General features: G+C 57.9%; 20 protein-coding genes and 1 tRNA gene. 3 read left to right on the top strand and 18 right to left on the bottom strand.

Features of this window, described 5'->3' with window-relative positions; translation table 11 throughout:
• The 16 genes from pqqD to rpsU all read right to left on the bottom strand — a co-directional run bounded on the left by pqqD (position 1) and on the right by rpsU (position 19,440).
• Positions 1 to 276 (bottom strand): pyrroloquinoline quinone biosynthesis peptide chaperone PqqD, encoded by a 276-nt coding sequence (gene pqqD, locus J2Y56_RS08970; RefSeq protein WP_007947819.1) that lies wholly within the window; start codon positions 274 to 276, stop codon positions 1 to 3.
• A complete protein-coding gene (pqqC, locus tag J2Y56_RS08965; RefSeq protein WP_310349786.1) occupies positions 273 to 1,025 on the bottom strand; it encodes a pyrroloquinoline-quinone synthase PqqC in 753 nt (250 codons plus the stop codon). The genes pqqD and pqqC overlap by 4 nt, the downstream gene beginning before the upstream one ends.
• A gap of 140 nt (positions 1,026 to 1,165) precedes the next feature.
• Complete coding sequence (gene pqqB / locus J2Y56_RS08960) at positions 1,166 to 2,077, bottom strand: pyrroloquinoline quinone biosynthesis protein PqqB (RefSeq protein ID WP_310349784.1); 912 nt, start codon at positions 2,075 to 2,077, stop codon at positions 1,166 to 1,168.
• 76 nt (positions 2,078 to 2,153) lie between these two features.
• Positions 2,154 to 2,228 carry a pyrroloquinoline quinone precursor peptide PqqA gene (gene pqqA, locus J2Y56_RS08955; protein ID WP_009045898.1) on the bottom strand — a complete coding sequence of 25 codons (75 nt, stop codon included), beginning with the start codon at positions 2,226 to 2,228 and terminating at the stop codon, positions 2,154 to 2,156.
• A gap of 155 nt (positions 2,229 to 2,383) precedes the next feature.
• Complete coding sequence (gene pqqF / locus J2Y56_RS08950; protein WP_310349782.1) at positions 2,384 to 4,810, bottom strand: pyrroloquinoline quinone biosynthesis protein PqqF; 2,427 nt, start codon at positions 4,808 to 4,810, stop codon at positions 2,384 to 2,386.
• 48 nt (positions 4,811 to 4,858) lie between these two features.
• Positions 4,859 to 5,653, bottom strand: a complete 795-nt coding sequence (locus tag J2Y56_RS08945; protein ID WP_007947815.1) for a carbon-nitrogen hydrolase family protein — start codon at positions 5,651 to 5,653, stop codon at positions 4,859 to 4,861.
• A 12-nt stretch (positions 5,654 to 5,665) separates the two neighbouring features.
• Complete coding sequence (locus tag J2Y56_RS08940; RefSeq protein ID WP_007947814.1) at positions 5,666 to 7,348, bottom strand: NAD(P)/FAD-dependent oxidoreductase; 1,683 nt, start codon at positions 7,346 to 7,348, stop codon at positions 5,666 to 5,668.
• A 228-nt stretch (positions 7,349 to 7,576) separates the two neighbouring features.
• Positions 7,577 to 8,038, bottom strand: a complete 462-nt coding sequence (locus J2Y56_RS08935) for an Lrp/AsnC family transcriptional regulator (RefSeq protein WP_008067391.1) — start codon at positions 8,036 to 8,038, stop codon at positions 7,577 to 7,579.
• A 209-nt stretch (positions 8,039 to 8,247) separates the two neighbouring features.
• On the bottom strand, positions 8,248 to 9,057 hold the full coding sequence (locus tag J2Y56_RS08930) for a DUF3037 domain-containing protein (RefSeq protein WP_007947811.1): 810 nt from the start codon (positions 9,055 to 9,057) through the stop codon (positions 8,248 to 8,250).
• Positions 9,054 to 9,797 (bottom strand): HipA family kinase, encoded by a 744-nt coding sequence (locus J2Y56_RS08925; RefSeq protein WP_007947810.1) that lies wholly within the window; start codon positions 9,795 to 9,797, stop codon positions 9,054 to 9,056. The genes J2Y56_RS08930 and J2Y56_RS08925 overlap by 4 nt, the downstream gene beginning before the upstream one ends.
• A gap of 385 nt (positions 9,798 to 10,182) precedes the next feature.
• The gene (locus J2Y56_RS08920) at positions 10,183 to 10,476 is read right to left on the bottom strand and encodes a DUF3077 domain-containing protein (RefSeq protein ID WP_007947809.1); all 294 of its coding nucleotides are present in this window, start codon (positions 10,474 to 10,476) and stop codon (positions 10,183 to 10,185) included.
• Positions 10,477 to 10,890: 414 nt separating this feature from the next.
• Positions 10,891 to 10,967 (bottom strand) — tRNA-Ile (locus tag J2Y56_RS08915).
• A 15-nt stretch (positions 10,968 to 10,982) separates the two neighbouring features.
• Positions 10,983 to 14,729: an EAL domain-containing protein gene (locus J2Y56_RS08910; protein ID WP_310349779.1), complete on the bottom strand. Its 3,747-nt coding sequence runs from the start codon at positions 14,727 to 14,729 to the stop codon at positions 10,983 to 10,985.
• A 122-nt stretch (positions 14,730 to 14,851) separates the two neighbouring features.
• Positions 14,852 to 16,699 (bottom strand): RNA polymerase sigma factor RpoD, encoded by a 1,848-nt coding sequence (rpoD, locus tag J2Y56_RS08905; protein WP_007947806.1) that lies wholly within the window; start codon positions 16,697 to 16,699, stop codon positions 14,852 to 14,854.
• A gap of 67 nt (positions 16,700 to 16,766) precedes the next feature.
• Positions 16,767 to 18,743 (bottom strand): DNA primase, encoded by a 1,977-nt coding sequence (dnaG, locus tag J2Y56_RS08900; protein WP_007947805.1) that lies wholly within the window; start codon positions 18,741 to 18,743, stop codon positions 16,767 to 16,769.
• A gap of 481 nt (positions 18,744 to 19,224) precedes the next feature.
• Positions 19,225 to 19,440 carry a 30S ribosomal protein S21 gene (rpsU, locus tag J2Y56_RS08895; RefSeq protein WP_002551877.1) on the bottom strand — a complete coding sequence of 72 codons (216 nt, stop codon included), beginning with the start codon at positions 19,438 to 19,440 and terminating at the stop codon, positions 19,225 to 19,227.
• Positions 19,441 to 19,639: 199 nt separating this feature from the next.
• Here rpsU and tsaD point away from each other — a divergent pair, with 199 nt between their 5' ends.
• Entirely contained in the window at positions 19,640 to 20,665 is a 1,026-nt protein-coding gene (gene tsaD / locus J2Y56_RS08890; protein ID WP_310349777.1) for a tRNA (adenosine(37)-N6)-threonylcarbamoyltransferase complex transferase subunit TsaD, read from the top strand.
• 23 nt (positions 20,666 to 20,688) lie between these two features.
• On the opposite strand, the gene plsY is transcribed toward tsaD, so the two are convergent.
• Positions 20,689 to 21,258, bottom strand: coding sequence for a glycerol-3-phosphate 1-O-acyltransferase PlsY (gene plsY / locus J2Y56_RS08885; protein ID WP_150780502.1), 570 nt, complete (start codon positions 21,256 to 21,258; stop codon positions 20,689 to 20,691).
• 74 nt (positions 21,259 to 21,332) lie between these two features.
• On the opposite strand from plsY, the gene folB reads away from it, so the two are divergent.
• Together folB and folK are read left to right on the top strand one after the other, a co-directional pair.
• On the top strand, positions 21,333 to 21,689 hold the full coding sequence (folB, locus tag J2Y56_RS08880; protein ID WP_007947802.1) for a dihydroneopterin aldolase: 357 nt from the start codon (positions 21,333 to 21,335) through the stop codon (positions 21,687 to 21,689).
• Complete coding sequence (gene folK / locus J2Y56_RS08875; protein ID WP_007947801.1) at positions 21,680 to 22,198, top strand: 2-amino-4-hydroxy-6-hydroxymethyldihydropteridine diphosphokinase; 519 nt, start codon at positions 21,680 to 21,682, stop codon at positions 22,196 to 22,198. Before folB ends, folK begins: the two co-directional genes overlap by 10 nt.
• A gap of 82 nt (positions 22,199 to 22,280) precedes the next feature.
• Here the strand turns inward: folK and J2Y56_RS08870 are convergent, their stop codons facing one another.
• Positions 22,281 to 23,510 carry a multifunctional CCA addition/repair protein gene (locus tag J2Y56_RS08870; RefSeq protein WP_310349775.1) on the bottom strand — a complete coding sequence of 410 codons (1,230 nt, stop codon included), beginning with the start codon at positions 23,508 to 23,510 and terminating at the stop codon, positions 22,281 to 22,283.
• Positions 23,511 to 23,519 lie beyond the last annotated feature (9 nt).

The following is a 23,519-nucleotide window of genomic DNA, read 5'->3' as shown; positions in this document are numbered from 1 at the left end:
TCAGGCAAGTTCGATCCAGTGCTGAGCACGCGCGACCTCCATGAATTGCTCGATGTCTTCACCGAGCTCGGGTACGCCGGGGAACTGTGCATCCAGTTCGGCAATGATCGCAGCCACGTCGCGCTCGCCGTCGATCAAGCCGCCGATCAGCGCGGCGCTTTCATTGAGTTTGATCATGCCTTCCGGGTAGAGCAGCACATGGCCTTTCTGTGCCGGTTCGTACTGGAAACGGTAGCCGGTACGCCAGGTCGGGGTCTTGCTACGGTCGAAACTCATAAGGTGATTCCTTTGTGCCAGACCCGTTGCTCGGTCACGCTGTGATACGGCGGACGTTTCAGTTCGTAGGCCATGCTCATGGCATCGAGCATGCTCCAAAGAATGTCCAGTTTGAACTGGAGAATTTCCAGCATGCGCTCCTGGCCTTCACGTGTCGTGTAGTGCTGCAAAGTGATGGTCAGACCATGTTCCACATCACGGCGCGCCTGACCCAGGCGAGTGCGGAAATATTCATACCCGGCCGGGTCGATCCACGGGTAATGCTGTGGCCAACTGTCCAGGCGCGATTGGTGGATCTGCGGTGCGAACAGCTCGGTCAGCGAGCTGCTGGCGGCTTCCTGCCAAGGGGCCCGGCGGGCGAAGTTGACGTAGGCGTCGACGGCGAAGCGTACGCCGGGCAGGACCAGTTCCTGCGAGCGCAACTGATCCGGGTCGAGGCCAACGGCCTGGCCCAGACGCAGCCAGGCTTCGATACCGCCGTCTTCACCGGGGGCGCCGTCGTGGTCCAGCAGGCGCTGAATCCACTCGCGACGGATCTCGCGGTCCGGGCAGTTGGCGAGGATCGCAGCGTCTTTCAGGGGGATGTTCACCTGATAGTAGAAGCGGTTGGCGACCCAGCCCTGGATCTGCTCGCGGCTCGCCCGGCCTTCATACATCGCCACGTGGTAGGGGTGATGGATGTGGTAATAGGCACCTTTGGCGCGCAGGGCGGCCTCGAATTCGGCGGGGGACATTGGGGCGTCAGTCATTGTGGTTCTCCGGGGAACAACCGGTGGATTCTTTGGTGTCAGGACCGGCCTCATCGCCAGCAGGCTGGCTCCCACAGTTGATCGCATTCCCCTGTGGGAGCCAGCCTGCTGGCGATAGACCGCGCAGCGGTCTCGATGTCCTACAACACAATACTCATGCCGTCATACGCCACTTCAATATCCCGCCGAATCAGCTCGGCACGCTCCGGCGAATCTTCATCAAGGATCGGATTGGTGTTGTTTATGTGGATAAGCACCTTGCGCTGTTTCGGCAGTTGCTCCAGCACTTCCAGCATGCCGCCGGGGCCATTCTGTGCCAGATGGCCCATTTCCCGGCCGGTGCGAGTGCCGACGCCACGGCGCTGCATTTCATCGTCGTCCCACATCGTGCCGTCGACCAGCAGGCAGTCGCTGCCGGCCATGATCTCCAGCAGCGGCGCGTCCACCTTGCCCAATCCCGGCGCGTAGAACAGTTTGCCGCCGGTGTTCAGGTCTTCGACGATCAGACCGATGTTGTCGCCGGGGTGCGGGTCGAAGCGGTGCGGTGAATAGGGTGGTGCGGCGCTGCGCAACGGCAGCGGCGTGAAACGCAGGCTCGGGCAGGCCGCAATGGTGAAGCTGCGGTCAAGTTCGATCCGGTTCCAGTCCAGCCCGCCATTCCAGTGGGTCAACATGGTGAACAGCGGAAAACCGGTGCTCAAGTCGTCATGGACCATGTCAGTGCACCACACTGGGTGTGGGCAACCTTCGCGCAGGCTGAGCAGGCCGGTGGTGTGATCGATCTGACTGTCCATCAGGATGATCGCGCTGATGCCGGTATCGCGCAGGGCGCGCCCCGGTTGCATCGGGGCAAAGCTTTGGAGCTGGGCGCGGATGTCCGGTGACGCGTTGCACAGCACCCAGTTCACGCCGTTGTCGGAAATGGCGATGGACGACTGGGTCCGCGCCTTGGCATTAAGGGTGCCATTGCGAAACCCGGCGCAGTTCACGCAGTTACAGTTCCACTGGGGGAAACCACCGCCGGCGGCGGAACCTAGAATCTGGACAAACATGGCCGCTCCATCGTTCGAAACTGAAAATAAAAACGCCTCGGCGAGCCGAGGCGTTGGCACTGCGATACAAAAAAGATTAGCGGCTGGCGAAGTACATGGTGACTTCAAAGCCGATACGCAGGTCGGTGTAAGCGGGTTTGGACCAGGACATGGGAGTGCTCCTTCAGGTGACGGGACGGTGATATCTATACATATAGTCCACCTCCAGCCGGAGATGGTTCAGATAGTTAGGTTGCTATGTTACTCAAAATTACAATGAAGTTGCCCATGAAACTTTGAGAAAGCTAATTGCGCCGCCTGTAATGATCATTTTGTCACTTGCCAAATCTCACTTGGGGCGGGGCAGCTGGCCAGACAGCGCCAGCCGCCAAGCACTTGATTCAATCGTTGCGTTGCGGCCAGTAACGCTTCGTGATCGATCATCAGCATTGCTTCAGGCAGACGCTCCAGATAATCCGACGAGTGGCCAGCCAGCTTGCCCTGCCAGAGCAGTTCGGCTGCCTGATGGACGGGCAGGGCGTTGAGGTCGAATTGATCAACCAGGGACTGACGTTGATGGATGAAGGTGGCCTCGTCGATGCCTTCGATCAGTTGTGGCAACTCACTCAAAAAATGTTCGATGTGCTCCAGCAAACCGGCAGGTGCAACGCTCGGTGATTGCACGCCGAACAGAATCCCGGTCTGACCATGAATCTGGCGCAACGTGCTGAACACGGCATAACCCAGTTGTAAGTCCACTCGCAGGCGCTGGTAGAACGGCGTCTGGCACAGGTGCGCGATTAGGCGCCAGGCGGCTTCATCGGCGATGTCCGGCGTGGCGGTTGGACAGAACAACAACAACGCGTGCTCGCTGGAGCCGGTGTCGAGGGTGCTCCACAGACGCTGGGAGTTGATCGCAGCGGGCGGCGACGGTTGATGATCCGCAGCACCGGGCACGCGGCTCAGTGCCAAGCCCATTGCCGCTTGGGTCTGTGACGACAAGCCAATAGCCAGGCCTTCCCATCGCGCGCTCGACCAAAGCGGCTGCAAATCCCCTGAGACAGCGGCGGGTTTGAGGCAATGATCAGGCAGCGCCTTCAGCAGTTGTTTGATCGGCATCAGCGCAACGCCCGGCGGTTCATCTTGTGAGAATCCGGCCGCCGCTGTTGTCAGCTGTTTCAACGCCTGTTCGAGGACAATTGGCATCGCTGCCTGTAGGCCCGTCATTTTCAGCAGCCATTCATTGCCTGCTGCGCTGAAGGAAAAGTCGACGCCGGCCTGACGCGCGTCTTCACGCAATGGCTGCAACTGGTTTTCCAGGTTCGACTGAAGGCTGGCGTGAGGTTTGAAGTCGAGTCGCCAGCGCAGGTAAATCGCCCCTTCATCAGTGTTGTCCGGCAAGGCCTGACTGAACTGCATCGGGGAGTTTTCGCGACGACTGCGCGAACGGTCCTGGGCAAACGTGCGTAGACCACGGTGTTTACTGGTCTGTCCACGAATCAGTCCGGCATTGGTCGCGGGTGCTTCGGTGTGTAAAAACGGATTAGGCGTCGGCAGTTGCCAATCGCCGCTGAAGTTATCCACAGCGCCGATTTTGATCAGGATGTCCTTAAGGGCTGCTACGCCTTGGTCCGATAACCCGGTTTCCAGCTGTTCGCTGTCCAGTTGGGCTAATTGCAAGGCGCCGCTGACTTGTTGCCGGCGTTGCAGGAGGGCAGCGTATTCTTTGCGCACGGCGGCCCAGTCTAGATGGGAGGCAAAAAAGCCCAGCCAGTCGAGTAACTTCTCGTGGATCACGCTCCCCGGTTGAGTGGTGGTGAATTCGATGTGCAGCAAGGCTTGCCCGGCGAACTGGTAGAGCGGCTCGGCTTTCAGGCTGTCAGCCAGTCCCTGTTCTCGCAGCTTCGCTATCAGACCGCCTGGTTTCGCGGCGTTCAGCCAATGGCACAGAAACGCCAGCGCTTCACGCGATGACTCGGGCAACGCTTCGAGCGCGAACAGAAGATCGAGCCGCCGCTCGCCAGCCTGTTGATAAGTTTTTTCCGAGGTATGCATCAGTGCTGCAGGCGCTTGTTGCGGGACTCGTTGCCCGGCAGGAATCTCGGCGCTAAAGCGCTGAGCCATCTCACGCAACTCATCGAAACTCTGCGGCCCGGCCAAGCTCAATGTCATCTGCCCGGTCTGATAAAACCACTGATGGAAATCCTGCAACGCTTGCTGAAACTCAGGCTGCGGCACGGGCAGGCTGTCGCGGTTTCCGGCATGAAACCCACGCAAGGGATGAGCGGGCGAAAGTCCTTCGAACAACGCCAATTGCTGTTGCGCCGCCGCATCCTGTGACCAGGCAACAAATTCCGCGTGCAGCACTTCCCGTTCCCGCAACTGCTCGTCCGGATTCATACGTGGATGAGCGAGCATGTCTGACAGACGCTCCAGTCCTCCAGCAAATGCCTGAGTCGGCAGTTCGAAAAAGAAGTCGGTGGTGCGCTCATTGGTCCGAGCGTTGACTTGACCGCCGTGACTCTGAACGTAAGCCATCAGCCCTTGGCCAGCAGGAAAACGCTCGGTGCCAAGAAACAGCAAATGCTCAAGAAAATGCGCCAGCCCCGGCCAGGTCAGCGGCACATCGTGACTGCCCGCCGCGACCCGCAGTACCGCCGCACAGCGCTTGATATTCGGGGCATGACGCAGCGTCACCCGCAAGCCGTTGGCCAGGGTTTCAGTGTGGGGGCGAGGGTGATTCAGCGCAGGCATGAGCACTTCCAGAACAGAGAAGCGCTAATGCTAGCGGATATCGAGGGTTCAGCGCTTGTTAAGGTCGCCGTAAAGCTCGGGACGGCGGTCGAGGAAGTAACGATTGGAGGCGCGCGAGTCTTCCATCAACTGACGATCCAGTTCGCCGACAATCAGCGCTTCATCCAGGCCGGCCTGGGCGATGCGGCTGCCATCCGGCGCGGCGATGCTGCTCTGGCCGCAGTAGTGGATCTCGTCTTCATGGCCGCAGAAGTTGGCATAGGCCACGTAACATTGGTTCTCGAAAGCGCGGGCGCGGACGGTGACGTCAGCGATGAAGTCGTAGGGAATCATGTTCGCCGTCGGCACCAGGATCAGTTCGGCGCCGGCCAGGGCCAGACGCCGGGCGTTTTCCGGGAACTCCAAGTCGTAGCAAATCAGGAACCCCAGCTTCCAGCCGTTGAGTTCAACCAGCGGAAAATCATCTGCGCCGGGGCTGAACATCGAGTGATCGAGATCGCCAAACAGGTGAGTCTTGCGGTAGTTGCACAACCGCTCGCCGTTGGCGTCGATCAACTGCACCGCGTTGTAGATCTGCCCATCCTCGGTGCGCTCCGGGTAGCCATACAAAATGGCGATCCCGGCAGACTTGGCAATGCGTGCAATCTGCTGCGCCGACTCACCGTTGTTCACCTCCGCGAGGACACTGACGGCATCGACGCCGATGTTGTAGCCGGTCAGGAACATCTCCGGCACCACCAACAGGTCGGCACCTTTGGCCTCCAGCGCCAGTTGATGCAGGCGTTGCAGATTGCCGGCGACGTCCAGGGGCAGTGGTGGACATTGGTAAAGGGCTACACGCATTTCGGATTCCTCTTACTCAGGCAGGGCGATCGGTCCGATCTCGTTGAACACATCTCCTGGACCCGGGTTCTCGGCGTGAGTTTCACCGCCGAAGTGTTTCATGATGCCCCACACCGCGTTGAGCGAAGTTTGTACCGCGCCTTCGACCCAGGCCGGTGTCCACGAAACGTCGTCACCGGCGATGAAAATCCCCCGCTGCTCGGCGGGCATTTCGTCCTGCATGAAGTGCGCGTACATGCGCTGGTTGTAGCGGTAGTGGCCGGGCAGGGCGCCTTTGAAAGCACCAAGGAAATGCGGGTCGGCTTCCCATGACACGGTGATCGGATCGCCAATGATGCGCGCCGCGATGTCGACTTTCGGGTAGATCTTTTTCAACGCGTCCAGTGCCAGTTTTACGCGTTTTTCCACCGGATGCGGGAGCATTTTCAGCGCGTCGCTCATCCACGAGTACGACAGGCAAATAACCCCCGGCTTGTCATCGCCGTTGTCGAACAGATAAGTGCCACGGGTCAGGCGGTCGGTGAGGGTCATGCTCATCAGGTCGCGACCGGTTTGCGGGTCCTTGTCCTTCCAGAACGGGCGGTCGACCATCACGAAGGTCTTCGACGATTGCATGTAGCGGGTGCGGTCGAGGGCCATCCACATCTTTTGCGAGAACAGGGTTTCGTCGCATTCGATCTGCGTGGTCAGCAGCCAGCTCTGGCAGGTGGTCAACACGGCGGCGTACTCGCGGGTGTCGCCCCAGTTGTCGGTCACGGCAAAACGGCCATCGGCGGCGTGGGCGATCTTTTTCACCCCGGTACGCGGCGCACCGTTGTGCAGCGAGCTGAGGCTGGTGCCTTCAGGCCAATGCACGCAACGCTCGGGTACATGCCGCCAGATGCCCTGTGGTACTTGTTCCACACCACCGACCACCAAGTGCTGGTGATCGTCGCAGTTGGTCATGACCACGCGGAAGATTTCCAGCATCGAGTTGGGGAAGTCCGAGTCCCAGCCGCCGGTGCCGAAACCGACTTGTCCAAATACTTCACGGTGATGGAACGACAACTTGGCGAAGGCTTTGGAGGTGGCGACGAAGTCGTAGAAGGTGCGGTCGTCCCACAGCGGCACGAGGGTGTTCCACAGTTCTTTGAGGCGTGGCACGTCGCGATCGCGAATCGCTTGCTGGATATCGGAGAACTGCGAGCCGGCTTCCAGAGCATCGGCCCAAGCGTCAGCCACTTCCTGGAACAAGGCAGGAAGATCCGCCAGTTTCTGTGCGTAATGCGTTTTGCCTTCCAGGTCGATCACGGTGCTGCCCGAGGCGGGTGTCAGCGGGTTCGGGAAGGGTTTGGTTTCAAGTCCGAGTTTGTCGACATAGTGATAGAAGGCGGTGGACGAGACCGGAAAACGCATGCCGCCGAGCTCGGCGATGATGCCTTCGGCGCCATTGAACGCTTGCGAGCGCAGGCGACCGCCCATTTTCGAGGCTTCGTAGACGACCGGTTTCAAGCCCAGCTTCATCAATTCGTAAGCCGCCACCAGGCCTGCGATGCCAGCACCGACAATCGCCACCTCGGCGCCGTGGTTGTGCACAGGAATGCTGCCCAGGCCAGCCGGGTGCTCGATCCAGTCGTCGAAGGCGAAAGGAAAGTCCGGACCGAAAATGGTGACAGGTTTCTTACCGTCTGCAGGATGGCGATTGTTCTTGTTCATGGCTGACCTTGCTGGCGACCCGACGCGGAGTGCGCGTCTGAGTATAGGAAAAGATGCCAGCCATTCTAGTGAGCGTAGAACACGTTAATAAGACGCAATGTGTCGTCGTTTTGCCAATTAAACAATCAATATGACGATATTTTGATTCAACCTGACGAAACTCATCCCTGTGGGAGCGAGTCTGCTCGCGATGAGGCCTTATCCGCCACCCATTCGCTCAAGCCGCGTCTAAACCGGCTGCCCCCGATCAATCTTGCTACTCAAAATAATCGAGGTCGTGGTCTTCTCCACCCCATCCACACTCCCGATCTGATCCAGCAACTGATCCAGCTGCTCTGGCGAGTCCGTACGCAACCACGCCACATAATCAAATTCGCCACTCACCGCACACAACTGCTGAACCTGCGCCATTGCACTGAGCCGGCGAAGCACTTCCTTGCCTGAGCGCGGTTGCACCGTGATCCCGACATACGCCTGCAACCCCCCATCCACCACACGTTGCCCGAGGCGAACACCGTAACCGGTGATAACCCTGGCTTTTTCCAGTCTTGCCAGACGAGACGTGACGGTCGTGCGAGCGATGCCCAATTGTCGGGCAAGCATGGCCACGCTCTCGCGGGCGTTGATTTGCAGGGCTGCGATCAATTGGCGGTCGATCTCGTCCAGAACGGGCGGGCGTGTATCAGGCAAGGGGCGTCTCCAGTGGCGTGGAACAATGGCTGAGCATGTTACAGGCTCGTTCGGCGGGGCGCTTGTGGTCGAAATTCGAACTGGGGGTTATGTGATTGCATAGGCATTGCCCAAGTGACGGCTGAATCACGGGCATGAAAAAGCCGCGCAATAGCGCGGCTTTTTTCATTGTGAGAGCCTGAAAGGCTAGTGACCGAACCTTAGATAAACTACTGAGCGTAGTTCTGCGCGAAGGCGGCAATTACTTGGGTCGCCTGGAAGTCGACCAACTGCAGGCCGCGCTCCTGGATGCTCGCTTTCGCGATGTGCACCGCTCTACGGTGGCGGGGTGATTCATTTTCAGATGGGGCGGATACGGGGATTAGTACGTTTTTCAGTTGGATAATCCCTTCCTTTTCAGCGCGTACGAACTTCATCAGCCACTGATCGCAGTGGTCGAGTATCGCGCTTGGCTCAGGCTGATCGAAAGCCAAGGGCTTGATAGCGGCCACTACCTCATTACGGTGAACCAGCGGCAGGTGTAGTTTGGTCAGATCACCAATCAGGGTGTCATCGCGGAAATTACGGATTGATGCTTCCAAGAACATGGTTCGAATTTCTCGAACCATCATCTCTTCACGACGATCACGTTCAATACCTTGGCGCTCGATATAGCGGCTAAAAAGCGTTGCAAGAGTCGTGTCAAAATTTTCCACCAGGATCGAGCGCATGGGACTGAAGCGAATCAGTGATTCCTTCGGCTCGGTCAGGTAACGAAAATGGTTAACGATCTGCGATTCTTGAGCCTCTGTTGTCATGAGGCGAACGCTATCCAGTTCGTTCTGGGCTATTTCCATAGCTTTGGCGAATAGGTTGTTGCACTCGAAGAAGTGATTGACCCGTTTCAGATTTTTACGGGCGAGTCTGTACTCCATGCGTCCGATCGCTGGTGCCGAAAGAACGATGCCGACGTTGGCAAACTCTTCGGTTTCGGCAAAAGGCGCGAAGCGCACGATGCTGTAAAGGCAGGTATATTTCATTGCAGGACGCTCCAGAACTCGTCCGATTGGCAGTGCATCAGGTTACTTTCGATTTCTTCGAGCAGAATGTCGAGCCCCCGTTTGCCAATGGATTCACGCCATTCATCGGGTATGTCCAAGCATAGGTCATGAAATCGCATGGCAGTGTCGTGCATCCGCTGGCTGTATTCAACTCTGTCGACCATATCCAGTTTCCAGGTTCGATTACTCGGACCAAACACATGGCTTTCCGCGAATTTTTGGGCATCCAGAGGCCATTTGAACGCCTGGTTGTGATCGATCAGCTGAAGCTGATTATCAATTCCACACATCAGTAGGTTGGGGCGACCACCGAATGGTCCTAGCTGACGATCACTGTTACCTACCCAGTAATCAAAGATAAAAACGGCTTTTTGCAGGTTACTCGGAACCTGCTGTGCTTGTGAGTACAACAGGTCGGCAGCGTCCGCTACATAGGCCAGAGCATAGCTGTCTCCTGGACCAAGATCGTTGCGTGCCTCTAAGTTGTAGCGCAGCAGAGCAGGGTCAATGTAGATGTAGCCATGTTCGGGGATCGGTAGGCCGAATTGGGCGGCGAGGCGAGCACAAAGCAGCTCGGCAATACGCTCGCTGGGCGGCAATTCCAACCCTTTGGTCACATAGTGCTTGTCATTGCTGGCACGGCACAGGAAGGGACGCGTAATGCCACCCTCCAGACGCCGGATAATCTCAACCGCTTCTATGTAATTACCCACGGCCATCGCCGGCTTCCTTATAAATCAGCTTTCCAGACGATACTTGTCTGGATCCTGCTGCACCATGCCCTAAGCTGATTCTTTAGAGGTATTGCGTAGATTAGATCTGTATGTGAAGAAAATAATCGACTAGTGAGCGATAGCTCTTGTTTATGAAGGTTATCTTCGTCTCGTCAGTACGGACCGGATCCTTGTAAGCAGCGGCGGCCGTGCCCAACGTCTTTCCTAGTCAGTGAGTGGGATAGACGGGGAACCGTGAAAGGAATCGCCGATGCTCTGGTTTACAAAAAGCCCTGATGCAAAAGTATCGGGACTTTTTGCTTTCTAGAAGGAATCCCAGTCGTAAATAGCGGCCCCGAAAGTCGGCGCGCCTATCATGGGTGACTCATCATTACTCCTCTGATTCCATTTCGGTACGAGGAGGTCTAGGTGTCAGCACTTTCACCACATCATCAATTACCGCTTTGCTCATCGCCGTCAGGTAATGCGCGGCCCAAGCATGGCGGTCGGTGTTCTTTGTGTAGGCTGCATCCTTGGCAAATGCCTTGGCCAGGAATAGCAGATCGGAGGCCTGTGCCAATGCTTCGACGATGGGGACGCCGGGGCGGACGTTGAACAACGCCTGGTCCGAGCAGTATATGAACGGCGTGAAGCCAATGGTTTTTAGTTCTGATTGGTTGTTCATGGTCAACTTCCTTGATTTGAGGAGATGCCACTTTCGTTTCCAAGCGAATGGGTGGCAGCTGTGCGCAGGTTGGAAAACCGGGAATCAAGGAACCGGCACGCCCTAAGACGTCCCGCGCACAGCTGCCATAACTCAGGATTGCAGATAAGCTGATGCAATCGTAATCAGGGGCGCTGTTACGTTTTGATTCGACGGGTTTCCAAGCCCGATCACTGCATTGGCAGTGACGTCCGGAGAGTATCCCGTCGAACAAAAGCGCAACAAGGCAGCAAAGTGCCCAAATGCACCCATCACACGATTCTCAGATGTTGCGTACAACCTTGGCGGGCGTCATCTGATAGCTGCGACATACAACTTAAAGAAAACCAACACGTCGCATACGAAAAAGCCGCGCATTTGCGCGGCTTTTTTGTTTGGTGGGCCCACACGGACTTGAACCGTGGACCAAAGGATTATGAGTCCTCTGCTCTAACCAACTGAGCTATAGGCCCTCAGTAGGTCGCGGATTATAGCGATGGTTTCTCTGCTGTGCTATCCGAAAAATCCGATACGGCTATACGAAGAAACATCGCGGCGAATTCTTCGGCGGGAAGCGGCGGGCTGACGATGTAACCCTGGATCTGCCCGCAGCCTTCGGCGGCGAGGAATTCCTGTTGGGCCAGGGTCTCGACACCCTCGGCGATGACGGTGAATTGCATGCTGCGGCCTAACGCGATGATCGCTCGAACGATGGCCGCATCATGTGGATCGTCAGGCAGGCCGCGGACGAACGACTGATCGATCTTGAGAATATCCAGTGGCAGTCGCTTGAGGTAGCTCAAGGACGAGTAACCAGTACCGAAGTCATCGATAGCCAACTGTACGCCCAGCTGTTTGAGTTGATGCAGCACCGCCAGCGCTTCTTCGGCCTGGCTCATGATGAAGTTTTCGGTAATTTCCAGTTGCAAAAGTCCGGGCTGGAGATGGCTGTCCTTGAGCAGTTGCTCGATCCGTCCCAGCAGGTTTGGCTGGCGCAGTTGGGCGCCAGCGAGGTTGACCGAGAGCGGGCCGAGGCATTCATATACCTGACTCCACTCGTGCATCTGGCGACAGGCCGTTTCAAGTACCCAGTCGCCGATCTGCAGGATCATGCCGTTTTCTTCGGCCAAGGGAATGAAGTGCTCTGGCGGTACTGTACCGAAAGTCGGGTGATACCAACGAATCAGGGCTTCGGCACCGACCAGTCGATGGTCATCAAGGCTAATTTTCGGTTGGTAGTGCAGCGCTAGCTCGTTGCGCTCGATGGCGCGCCGCAATTCTTGTTCCAGCGCCACGCGTTCGCTGGCCTGTGCGGTGAGGTCACGGGTGTAGCGCTCAATCCGGTTGCGGCCCTTGGCCTTGGAGCGGTACATCGCGGCGTCGGCGTTTTTGACCAGTGTGGCGACGTCGCAGCCATCCTTGGGGTAAAGGCTAGTGCCAATACTGGCGCTGATGAAAAACTCGTGATCACCCGCCTGGAACGGCGCGGCGAAACAATTGAGCAGCTTGATCGCGATGTTGTCGGCATCGCTGTTTTGTTGCAGGCCCGGTAGCAGGATGATGAATTCGTCACCGCCCAGGCGCGCAACGGTATCGATATCGCGCAACTGCTCCTTGAGGCGCACGGCAATGCCTTTGAGCAGCAGATCACCGACCGGATGGCCGAGGCTGTCATTGATGTGTTTGAAGCGGTCCAGGTCGAGGAACAGCACGGCACCCTGGCCACCATTTTCCTGTTGGGTGTTAAGGGCGGTCAGCAATCGGCTCTCGAACAGTGTGCGGTTTGGCAGGCCGGTCAGCGGGTCGTGGTGTGCCTGGTAGTCAAGTTTGGCCTGGGCGTGTTTGAGGCTGGAAATGTCCGCGAATACTGCAACGAAGTGGGTGATGAACTTGTCCCGGTTGCGTACCGCGCTGATGGTCAGCCAGCTCGGGTAGAGCTCGCCATTCTTGCGGCGATTGGAAATCTCGCCTTGCCAATGACCTTCGGCCGTCAGTTGGTGCCACATTGCGGCGTAAAACGCGCTGTCGTGAAGGCCCGAAGCGAGCAGGCGAGGGGTGTGGCCCAACGCTTCGCTCTCGCTGTAGCCGGTAATCTCCGTAAACGCGCGGTTGACCGCACTGATGTGCTGTTGTGTGTCAGTGATCAACACGCCCTCGGCCGTACTTTCGAACACGGTGGCGGCCTGTTGTAGCTTCTCCTGCATCAGGTGTCGCTCGGTGATGTCCCGGGCAATGGTCAACATGCAGTCATCATCGCCGATCGGCAATGGTCGGCTCGACACCTCGCACAGACGGATTTGTCCGTCGCTGCGGCGGATGTGGCAACTGAAATCACGGACGAAGCCATCCCTGTGCAACAGATCGAGCATCTGTTTGCGTTCATTGAGGTTGACCCATATGCCCAGGTCCAGGGTGGATCGATCAATGGACATCGCGCTGTTGAAGCCGGTAATGCGGCTGAAACCTTCATTGACCTCCAGTAGCAACCCATCGCTCTGTCGCGACAACAACAAACCGTCAGGGGAGGCGTGGAACGCCTTGGCGAATTTCTCTTCGGAGGTTTGCAGTTGTTGCTGGGTTTCTTTGAGCTGGCTGATATCGCGCACCACCACCACGAGGGCTGGAGTGGTGTCTAGATCGAAAGGCTCGGCGGAAATCAGTCCGGTAAACACTTGGCCGTTGCTGCGACGAAAGGGCATTTCCAGGTTGCGGATGCTGCCGGCCTGCAACCGCTGCAACAGCCCCGGCCCAACGCCGGGAATGCCCCAGATATTCAGGTCAGTCGCGGTTTGGCCGATGACTTCTTCGGACTTGAGGCCGATTTGCTCTTCGAACGTTTTGTTCACTTCCAGCAGGCAACCGTCGGACAGTCGTGCGATCACCAGAATGTCCGGGTTTTGCTGGAAGACCGAGGCGAATTTTTGCTCGGAGAGGCGCAATGCCTCTTCAGTACGCTTGGCGTCGCTGATGTCGATCATCAACCCGCGCAACACCGGCTCATGACCATGTTCTATCAGGCTGACGATGTCGCGCACCCACAGGCAGCGGCCATCGGCGGTGATGACCCGGTAATCGACGCTGTAATCGCGCCCGGCCAGCACTTCGTGATCGCAGTAGGTTTGGGCGCGTGTCAGATCCGCAGGGTGGATGATATTGCGCCAGAACCCCGGAATCAGCCAATGGGACAGGGGGTACCCCAACAGGTCTTCGGCGTGCGGCGACACGTAGCTGTAGGTGTTATCGCTCATCCGTGCTTCCCAGGCGATGGCTGACAGACTCTCGACCAGCCCGCGATAGTGGTACTCGCTGCTGCGAAGCTCCTGTTCGAGATCGACCCTGCGCGCAATTTCAGAACTCAGCCTGCGATTGATCCGGATCACCACGGCCAGCATGATCATCAGAAACAGCAATCCTGGCAGGCCGTAAATCAGCACATCCGACCAGAAATTTCGCTGATCCAGGACATTGCCCACCCAGCGCTGCTGAATTGCGCTGATTTCACTCGGGCTCATGTCCGCCAGTGCTTTGTCCAGGATGCCGAGTAACACCTTGTTGTTGGGGGGCACGGCCATTGCCAGTTGAAAGCGATAGGGGGTTTCGCCACTGATATACAGCCCTGCGAGCTTGAGCTGGCGAAGGCTCCAGACGCTTGAGGCGAGGTCGCCCACTACGGCGTCCACTTCGTCGTTGGCCAGTGCTTGCAAGGCCGAACTCACATTGGGCATTGGCACCAGACTCAGATCCGGGTGGTGGGTACGCAGCAGTTCATGGGGCGCATAGTTTTTCACCACGGCGATTTTCAGACCGTACAGATCTTCGAGTTTGTGTGGTTGGGCACCTCCGACGTGGGCCAGGATGACAATCGGAAAGTCGAGATAGGGGCGGCTAAACGACAAGAACGACTGGCGCTCCGGGGTCGACATGATGCCGGGTATAACGTCCAGTTTGCCTTGCTTGGCCTGTTCCAGCAGAGCGGTCCAGCTGCCCGGTTCGATGGGCGTTAACGTGATGCCCAGCCGGTGACGGATCGCATTGACGTAGTCTTCCACCAAGCCCTGATACCGGCCTTGCTCGTCGCGGAACTCAAATGGTGGCCAGGCGGCATCGACACTCAGGTGTAAATCCGGGTGTGCGGCCAGCCAGCTACGTTCGTCGTCGGTCAGAGTCAGCGCGCCAGCCGTTGCGGTCCAGGTTATCAGCGACAGCAAAAAAAGCACGGTCGGCAGTCTGGGCATAACGGTCTCGTTATGGCTCGGAGGAATGTTTCGAGTGTAGACGGGCTGGACGGCAGGAGGGGTATGCGGGGGATTTAATCTGCATAAAGCAAAACCCCCGGCCTGGGCCGGGGGTTCTGTTGTTACTCGTCGAGGAAGGAGCGTAGATGCTCGCTTCTCGTCGGGTGGCGCAGCTTGCGCAGTGCCTTGGCTTCGATCTGACGAATCCGTTCACGGGTCACGTCGAACTGCTTACCAACCTCCTCAAGGGTGTGGTCGGTATTCATGTCGATACCGAAGCGCATGCGCAGAACCTTGGCTTCACGGGCAGTGAGGCCGGACAGTACTTCGCGAGTCGCTTCTTTAAGGCTCTCAACAGTGGCGACATCGATCGGCGACTGCATGGTCGAGTCTTCGATGAAGTCACCCAGATGGGAGTCTTCGTCATCACCGATCGGGGTTTCCATGGAGATCGGCTCTTTAGCGATCTTCAATACCTTACGGATCTTGTCCTCAGGCATTTCCATGCGTTCGCCCAGCTCTTCCGGGGTCGGTTCGCGACCCATTTCCTGCAACATCTGCCGGGAAATACGGTTGAGCTTGTTGATCGTCTCGATCATGTGCACCGGAATACGGATGGTGCGGGCCTGGTCGGCGATCGAGCGAGTGATCGCCTGACGGATCCACCAGGTGGCATAAGTCGAGAATTTGTAGCCGCGGCGGTATTCGAACTTGTCTACCGCTTTCATCAAGCCAATGTTGCCTTCCTGGATCAGATCGAGGAATTGCAGGCCACGGTTGGTGTACTTCTTGGCGATGGAGATCACCAGACGCAAGTTCGCTTCGACCATCTCTTTCTTCGCGCGGCGGGCCTTGGCCTCACCGATCGACATGCGACGGTTGATGTCCTTGATCTCGGCGATCGTCAAACCGGTTTCGGTTTGCAGTGCGGTCAGCTTCTGCTGGCAACGAATGATGTCCGGTTGCAAGCGACCAATGGCTTCAGCGTATTTGCTTTTGCCTTTGGCCAGTGCTTCGGTCCAGCTTTCGTCAACTTCGTTGCCCGGGAACTGGCGCAGGAAGTCGGCACGCGGCATGCGGGCATCACGAACGCAAAGTTGCATGATCGCGCGCTCTTGCTGACGCAGACGATCCAGGGCACTGCGAACACGCTCGACCAGGCCTTCGAATTGCTTCGGAACCAGTTTGATCGGCATGAACAGCTCGGCCAGGGCCAACAGCTCGGCGATTGCCAGCTTGTTGCCACGACCGTGCTTTTTCAGCGCCTTGCGGGTGATTTCCATCTGATCGGAGACAGCGCCAAAACGCTGTGCTGCGATGATCGGATCCGGGCCGCTTTCGGCTTCTTCTTCGTCATCCGTTGCTTCGGCGTCATCGTCGTCGGTGTCGTCGGCAGCTGGAGCGGCTTTCGGATCGATCGGCGGTGGCACTTCTGCAGCAGGCGGCGCAATGCCGTCATCCGGGTCGATATAGCCGCTCAGGACGTCGGACAGGCGGCCACCTTCGGTGGTGACGCGAGTGTACTCGGAGAGAATATGATCAACCGTGCCAGGGAAGTGCGCAATTGCGCCCATCACTTCGCGGATACCCTCTTCAATACGTTTGGCGATTTCGATTTCGCCTTCACGTGTGAGGAGCTCTACCGTACCCATTTCACGCATGTACATGCGCACTGGGTCGGTGGTGCGACCAATGTCGGTTTCGACCGCTGCCAACGCTGCTGCTGCCTCTTCGGCCGCGGCTTCGTCGGTATCGGCGTCGGCCAGCATAAGGGAATCCTTATCTGGCGCAACCTCGAATACGTTGATCCCCATGTCATTGATCATGCGGATGATGTCTTCCACCTGTTCCGGATCTGAAATATCCTCCGGCAGGTGGTCGTTGACCTCCGCGTAAGTCAGGTAGCCCTGCTCACGACCAAGTGTGATCAACTCTTTGATACGAGACTGCTGTTGCGCTTTTCCGGACATAACACCCTATCCACTGAAGGTCTTGGCGGGCAAAAAACAAGCCGAGGATTATACCTGAGCTATGACCTCACGCGCCAGTTGAGGTCGGGTTTGATACAGCCATATTGCGTTTTAATAGGTCGCGCATCTGATTTGCGATCTGATTTGCTTCCTCCGGGGTCAATCCCGGCTGCCTGGCTTTCCTGATAAGCACTTCCAGGCTATCTGTGTGTTGAGCGGCCGATAACCTAGTAATGGTGTCTAAAAACTGTTGTTCAAGGTTATCGCCTGCAATCAGCCATTCCTTTTCTGCCAATGCCTTGAGCAATCGTCCCTGTTCGGTCCCGTGCCAGCGAGCCATTAGCTGAATTGAGTTTAGCTTAGGATTTTTTTGCACCGCCTCGATCAGGGCCACGAGCAGTTGTGCGTAGGTATTGCTCTCGTTGGCAAAGTGGTTGGCAGTTTCTACCCGGCCAGCCAGATCCGGATGATGAATGAGGGTGCGCAGTGCGATCAGCGTCGGAGCCTCTACGGCAATCGGTGTGCGCGGGGAACTCGGTTGATCGCGATCGCCGCGCTTGCCATTCTTGTCCCACGGCTTCTTGTCCCACTTCTTGCCGCCAGCGCCGGGTTTCTTCGGCGTCCATTCCTGCTGCGGCACATACATCTCTTGTGACTGCGGCTGATGGTAGTCGCTGTAATCGGGCATGGCGTCGTAATCGATGCCCGGATCGTAAGCCGGTGGCGCGTCCTGAGGAGCGCTTTGCACCAGTTGGCTGACTGCTTCACCGCTAAGGCCGGTGATTTCAGTCAGGCGCTGACGCATCAGGATGCGCAGGTTTGCACCCGGAACTTTGTCGATCAGTGGTGCGGCGAGGGTGGCCATGTGGGCCTTGCCTTCGAGCGAGCGAGGATCCGACTCTTCGGTCAACTGCTGGAAAAAATAATCCGCCAATGGTTGGGCGTGCTGGTTGATCCGCGCCCGGAAAGCATCGGTGCCTTCGGAGCGCACCAGCGTATCCGGGTCTTCGCCTTCGGGGAGGAACAGAAAGCGCGCACGCCGGCCGTCTTGCAGGCAGGGTAGCGTCGCCTCCAGTGCTCGCCAGGCAGCGTTGCGGCCAGCCTGGTCGCCGTCGAAACAGAACAGCACGTTGGGTACGACGCGAAACAGTCGTTTCAAGTGCTCTTCGCTGGTAGCTGTGCCCAAGGTCGCCACGGCATTGCGCAGGCCTTGCTGGGCCAGAGCGATGACGTCCATATAGCCTTCGACGACGATGATTTCGTCGAGGTTGCGGTTGTTTTTGCGTGCTTCATAAAGGCCGTAGAGCTCCTGGCCTTTATGGAATACCGGGGTTTCCGGTGAGTTCAGGTATTTAGGCTTGTCGTCGCCCAGTACCCGCCCGCCGAAGGCGATGATGCGCCCACGACTATCGCGAATCGGGAACATCACGCGATCGCGGAAGCGATCATAGCGTTTGCCGGTTTCGGCGTTCTCGATCAGCAGGCCGGCATCGACCATGGCTTTTTGTTGCAGGGTGTCGCTGCTCAAGTGTTTGAACAGATTGTCCCAGCCCGGCGGAGCAAAGCCGAGGCCGAAGTCGCGGGCAATCTCGCCGGTCAGTCCGCGACCTTTCAAGTAATCCACCGCCGCTTTGCGCGATGGATGGCTTTTAAGTGCCTGGCGGTAAAAATCGGCGGCGGCGGTGAGCAGCGGATACAGCGGCGAATCGGTCGGTTGCCGCGGCTTGTGCGGCCGGCCGCTTTCTTCGCGGGGGATTTCCATGCCGGCGGCTTTGGCCAGTTCTTCGACAGCCTGGACGAAATCCAGGTTGTCGTGGTCCATCATGAAGCCGAGGGCGTTACCGCCAGCACCGCAACCGAAGCAGTAATAGAACTGTTTGTCGGGGCTGACGCTGAAAGACGGGGTTTTTTCTTTGTGGAACGGGCAGCAAGCTGTGTAGTTCTTGCCAGCCTTTTTCATTTGCAGGCGCGAGCTGACCACATCGACGATGTCGGTGCGGTTCAGAAGGTCGTCAATGAAGCTCTGGGGAATTAGCCCGGCCATGGCGTTCTCGTCATCTGCGCTGAAAGGGTCCAAAACGAAGAACGGCCGAACGCGGGTCGTTGTTGGAGGCGCGCAAAATGTGCGGCTCGACCGGTGTCGTCTGCGTAATCGCTGTCGGGAAGTGTATCTGCCGAAAATCCACTGACGTTAATACCAATCAGTTATCGACTGTTTGAAAGTGTTGCGCTGAATCCGCTATGGCCAGTCGATGGCCTCGGATAGCTCAATAAGCGGGCACACAAGCAGGTGCCTTGGGCTGATCGTCGTTAGAGGAGTCAGTGGGTGTGCTCGTCAGTAGCCTTGGAAGGCTCGTCAGAAAAGACGTGCACCGCTGGCAAAAGAGCCAGGTCTGACGCTGTAAAGCAGATTTGTCTCGGTCGCGTCTGCGGCGTCGACAGTGAAGCATCAAGCGTTTTACGCAAATGCCATTAGCCCGGCTGAGGGCCGGGCTTGGCAGAAGCTTGCTACGATCGTCTGTGTATTAGTACAGACGAACGGCGCGGCGCTGTTCGCGCTGAACTTTCTTCGCGTGACGCTTAACAGCGGCTGCTGCCTTGCGCTTACGCTCAGAAGTTGGCTTCTCGTAAAATTCGCGGCTACGAACTTCAGCCAGTACACCGGCTTTTTCGCAGGAGCGCTTGAAACGACGCAGAGCTACGTCGAAGGGTTCGTTCTCTTTTACTTTGACGGCTGGCATCCAGAGCTACCTTCATTCATTACCGGGGTCAACATCCTCGCGGCAAAAGAGCACTTGAAGACGTCGGTTTTTAAGGGTTGCGGATGTTAACCCCTCATCGCTCGGAATGCAAAGCCTCTGATCGAAAACCGCTGGTCGGGGCATCTCGCGGCGACTATTATGCGCGCCTTCGAATTCAGCCTAAACAAGGCGCAAACCCATGCTAGTACTGGGATTAGAAACCTCCTGCGACGAAACCGGTGTCGCATTATATGACAGTGAACGCGGGTTGTTGGCCGACGCACTGTTCAGTCAGATCGACCTGCACCGTGCCTATGGTGGCGTGGTGCCGGAGCTGGCCTCGCGGGACCACGTCAAACGCATGCTGCCCTTGATTCGTCAGGTGTTGGCCGAAGCTGACTGTGTGCCGACCGAAATCGACGCCATCGCCTATACCGCGGGTCCTGGCCTGGTCGGTGCATTGCTTGTGGGCGCTTCATGCGCCCAGGCGCTGGCCTTTGCCTGGGGTATTCCCGCCTTGGGCGTACACCACATGGAAGGTCACTTGTTGGCACCCATGCTGGAGGCGCAACCGCCAGAATTTCCGTTCGTCGCTTTGTTGGTGTCCGGTGGTCACACGCAGCTGGTTCAGGTCGAAGGGATCGGTCAGTACACGTTGTTGGGTGAGACTCTGGACGACGCTGCCGGCGAGGCTTTCGACAAGACCGCGAAAATGATGGGGCTCAATTATCCGGGCGGTCCGGAAATCGCGCGCCTGGCCGAGCAGGGCGTTGCGGGACGATTCACTTTCCCGCGTCCGATGTGCGACCGCCCGGGGTTGGCATTCAGCTTCAGTGGCTTGAAAACCTTCGCCTTGAACACCTGGCAGCAGAGCGTCAGCGCCGGGGACGACAGCGAGCAAGCCCGTTGCGACATCTCTCTGGCGTTCCAGCAGGCCGTGGTGGAGACTTTGACCATCAAGTGCAAGCGAGCCCTCAAGCAAGCGGGCATGAAGCGCCTGGTGATTGCTGGGGGCGTCAGCGCCAACAAGGCACTGCGCACCTCGCTGGAGAGAATGCTCGGTGACTTGAAGGGTGATGTGTTCTACGCCCGTCCGGAGTTCTGCACCGACAATGGCGCGATGATTGCGTTTGCCGGGTGTCAGCGCTTGCAGGCCGGCCAGCATGAAAGCCTGGCGATCAGCGTGCAGGCACGTTGGCCGATGGAGCAATTGTCGGCGCTGTAATGAGCGGCGCTCACGCCCGGCATTTAAAAATGCCGTTCGCGCCCGGCAAACAGGTCGCGTAGATTGCCGCGATGACGCCAGACAATCAGCCCCGTGAGCACGCTCATGGGCAGCAAGGCCGCCGGTTCCTGCCAGGCAAGCAATGGCAGGGTCAGTGGTGTGGCGATCAGTGCGGCAAGCGAGCTGGTGCGGGTCAGGTAGAACGTTAGCAGCCAGGCACAGACCGCCAGTAGTGCTGCGGGCGGGTAAAGCCCCAGCAGCATGCCCAAAGCTGTGGCGACACCTTTGCCGCCACGAAATCGGAAGTACACTGGAAACAGATGGCCGATCACCGCGCAGATGCCGATCCAGGCCTGATCTTGCAGCGAAAGACCCGCAAGGCTGGCGATCAGTACGGGCAAAAGGCCTTTGCAGAGATCACCGACCAAAGTCAGGATGGCGAGTTTCTTGCCGGCCAGGCGCAGCATGTTGGTGGCACCGGCATTACCCGAGCCACTCATTCGCGGATCGGGATTCCCGGTCAGGCGGCTGAGCAAAATGGCGAAGGACAGAGAGCCAAGCAGGTAGGCGAGGATCGCCAATAACCAAAACATGCTAACTATTCCGGGCGAGGACGCCTTGATTCTAACGGCGCATTGCGCCCTTGTCGTGCAGTGGAGAAGAGTGCTTGGACAGAGTGTTTATCGAGGGGCTGGAAGTCGACACCGTAATTGGTGCCTACGACTGGGAGCGAGGCATCCGGCAATGCCTGCGTCTTGACCTGAGCTTCGCCTGGGACAATCGCCCGGCGGCAGCCGGTGATGACCTGACCCTGGCGCTCGATTACGCCAGTGTGTCATCGCGAATCCAGGCGTTTGCCGAGCAGACGCAGTATCAACTGGTCGAAACCTTCGCCGAGCGTCTGGCTGAAGTCCTGATGAGCGAATTCAAGATCACCTGGATGCGCCTCAAGCTGACCAAGCCAGGTGCCATTCCAGCTGCCAGGGGCGGTGTGGGCGTGGAGATCGAGCGCGGATGTCGCTGACTCAGGTGTACCTTGGGCTCGGTAGCAATATCGAGCGTGAAACCCATTTGCAGGCGGGGCTGGAGGCCTTGGCGGCGTTTTTGGTGGACATCCACTGTTCGGCCGTGTTTGAAAGCCAGCCAGTGGGCATCAAGAGCGGGCCGTTCTTCAATTTCGTGGTGTCGGCATACACCGATCTGCCGCTGATGGAGTTGGATCGTCGATTGAAATTCATCGAAGCGGACAATGGTCGTTATGCGCCGGACCGCAAGGGTTTGCCGCTGGATATCGACGTGCTGTTGTTTGGTGATCTGGTGGGCAATTTCGATGGATTGATCCTGCCGCGGGCAGAGATTCTGAAGAATGCTTTCGTGTTATGGCCGTTATCGCTGATTGCGCCGGATCGTATGCATCCGGGCGAGGGTAAGAGCTTTGCGACCTTGTGGGGCGAAGCGCAGATTGATCAAGTGTTGGCGCCGGTGGCTTTTGAGTGGCGTGGGGAGCAGCTGACCCCTTCTAATTTGTTGTGATCTGACTGACGTCATCGCGGGCAAGCCCGCTCCCACAAGGGTTGCATCGTACCTGTGGGAGCGGGCTTGCCCGCGATAGCGTTCAAACAGACGCCGCTTCCTTGTAAGCCTTCAGCGCCTTGAGTCGTTCGCGCTTGATCGCCTCACCCAGTTCGGGCCCCTTGAATCCCTTCTCCAGCAACGGCTGAACCGCCACGCTTCGTGCTGCCGTCGCCGCCCCGCGCAAATAATCCGCCTGTGGATAATTTCTCTGTTCCAACCCTTTACGCCCGCGAGCATCCATTTCGCACGCGGCAATAAACTCCTCAAAGCGCTGCGGACGGCGGTATACGTCGAAGCTTTGCAGCAGTTCCAGCAACGTCGAAGGCTTCAGTTCCAGCGCGCGATGACCATGGGTGTGATATTCACCGACCAGCAACGCCAGTTCCTGGCAATCCTTCGGCGCCTTGAAGCGTTCGTTGACCGCTTTTATCAGCTGCAAGCCCTTGTGCTCGTGAGCAATGTGTCGGGGCCAATCTTCCTCGGGTGTCAGTCCTTTTCCCAAGTCGTGTAGCAGGCACGCCCAGCGCACAGTCAGTGGTTGTTTGTGTAGTGCCGATTGCTCCAGCACGCTCAAGGTGTGCAGGCCGGTGTCGATTTCCGGGTGGTGAGCTTCCGGCTGTGGAACGCCAAACAGTGCGTCGACTTCAGGCATCAGCACTTTGAGTGCATCGCACGCGCGCAGCACTTCAATGAATACTTGCGGCTGATCTTCCATCAACGCACGGGAGATTTCTTTCCAGCTGCGTTCTGCGGTCAAGGCCTGCAGTTCGCCGGATTCACTGAGCTGACGCATCAACGCCATGGTCTCTGGTGCGACGGTAAAACCCAAAGCTGCATAGCGCGCAGCAAAGCGGGCAACGCGCAGGACACGGAGCGGATCTTCGGCGAACGCGGGGGAAACATGACGTAGCAGGCGAGCTTCAAGATCGCGCCGGCCATGGTAAGGATCGGTCAGGTTCTGCTGATCATCTTCGGCCATGGCATTGATGGTCAGGTCGCGGCGGATCAAGTCTTCTTCGAGGGTGACCTCGGGACTGGCGTGAAAGGTAAAGCCGCCATAGCCGCGTCCGCTTTTGCGTTCTGTGCGGGCAAGGGCGTATTCCTCACCGCTTTTTGGATGAAGGAATACCGGGAAGTCCGCGCCCACCGGGCGAAACCCTTTGGCGAGCATTTCTTCGCTCGTGGCCCCCACCACCACCCAGTCGATATCGGTGACAGGTTTGCCCAGCAGGCGATCACGTACGGCACCGCCGACTTTATAAATCTGCATAAAAAACCT

Origin of the sequence: Pseudomonas sp. BE134, assembly GCF_031456105.1 — a bacterium.
Lineage (GTDB): Bacteria > Pseudomonadota > Gammaproteobacteria > Pseudomonadales > Pseudomonadaceae > Aquipseudomonas.
Note: the sequence above shows the minus strand (reverse complement) of the source record. Positions and strands in the feature narration are given on the sequence as shown.

Coding starts and splice junctions, on each gene's coding strand:
- plsY (WP_150780502.1), bottom strand. CDS start 21,258: ATGTTTTGGTTATTGGCGATCCTCGCCTACCTGCTTGGCTCTCTGTCC.
- rpoD (WP_007947806.1), bottom strand. CDS start 16,699: ATGTCCGGAAAAGCGCAACAGCAGTCTCGTATCAAAGAGTTGATCACA.
- J2Y56_RS08910 (WP_310349779.1), bottom strand. CDS start 14,729: ATGCCCAGACTGCCGACCGTGCTTTTTTTGCTGTCGCTGATAACCTGG.
- tsaD (WP_310349777.1), top strand. CDS start 19,640: ATGCTAGTACTGGGATTAGAAACCTCCTGCGACGAAACCGGTGTCGCA.
- pqqD (WP_007947819.1), bottom strand. CDS start 276: ATGAGTTTCGACCGTAGCAAGACCCCGACCTGGCGTACCGGCTACCGT.
- dnaG (WP_007947805.1), bottom strand. CDS start 18,743: ATGGCCGGGCTAATTCCCCAGAGCTTCATTGACGACCTTCTGAACCGC.
- rpsU (WP_002551877.1), bottom strand. CDS start 19,440: ATGCCAGCCGTCAAAGTAAAAGAGAACGAACCCTTCGACGTAGCTCTG.
- pqqF (WP_310349782.1), bottom strand. CDS start 4,810: ATGCCTGCGCTGAATCACCCTCGCCCCCACACTGAAACCCTGGCCAAC.
- folK (WP_007947801.1), top strand. CDS start 21,680: ATGTCGCTGACTCAGGTGTACCTTGGGCTCGGTAGCAATATCGAGCGT.
- J2Y56_RS08930 (WP_007947811.1), bottom strand. CDS start 9,057: ATGAAATATACCTGCCTTTACAGCATCGTGCGCTTCGCGCCTTTTGCC.
- pqqC (WP_310349786.1), bottom strand. CDS start 1,025: ATGACTGACGCCCCAATGTCCCCCGCCGAATTCGAGGCCGCCCTGCGC.
- J2Y56_RS08925 (WP_007947810.1), bottom strand. CDS start 9,797: ATGGCCGTGGGTAATTACATAGAAGCGGTTGAGATTATCCGGCGTCTG.
- J2Y56_RS08945 (WP_007947815.1), bottom strand. CDS start 5,653: ATGCGTGTAGCCCTTTACCAATGTCCACCACTGCCCCTGGACGTCGCC.
- J2Y56_RS08940 (WP_007947814.1), bottom strand. CDS start 7,348: ATGAACAAGAACAATCGCCATCCTGCAGACGGTAAGAAACCTGTCACC.
- J2Y56_RS08920 (WP_007947809.1), bottom strand. CDS start 10,476: ATGAACAACCAATCAGAACTAAAAACCATTGGCTTCACGCCGTTCATA.
- pqqB (WP_310349784.1), bottom strand. CDS start 2,077: ATGTTTGTCCAGATTCTAGGTTCCGCCGCCGGCGGTGGTTTCCCCCAG.
- J2Y56_RS08870 (WP_310349775.1), bottom strand. CDS start 23,510: ATGCAGATTTATAAAGTCGGCGGTGCCGTACGTGATCGCCTGCTGGGC.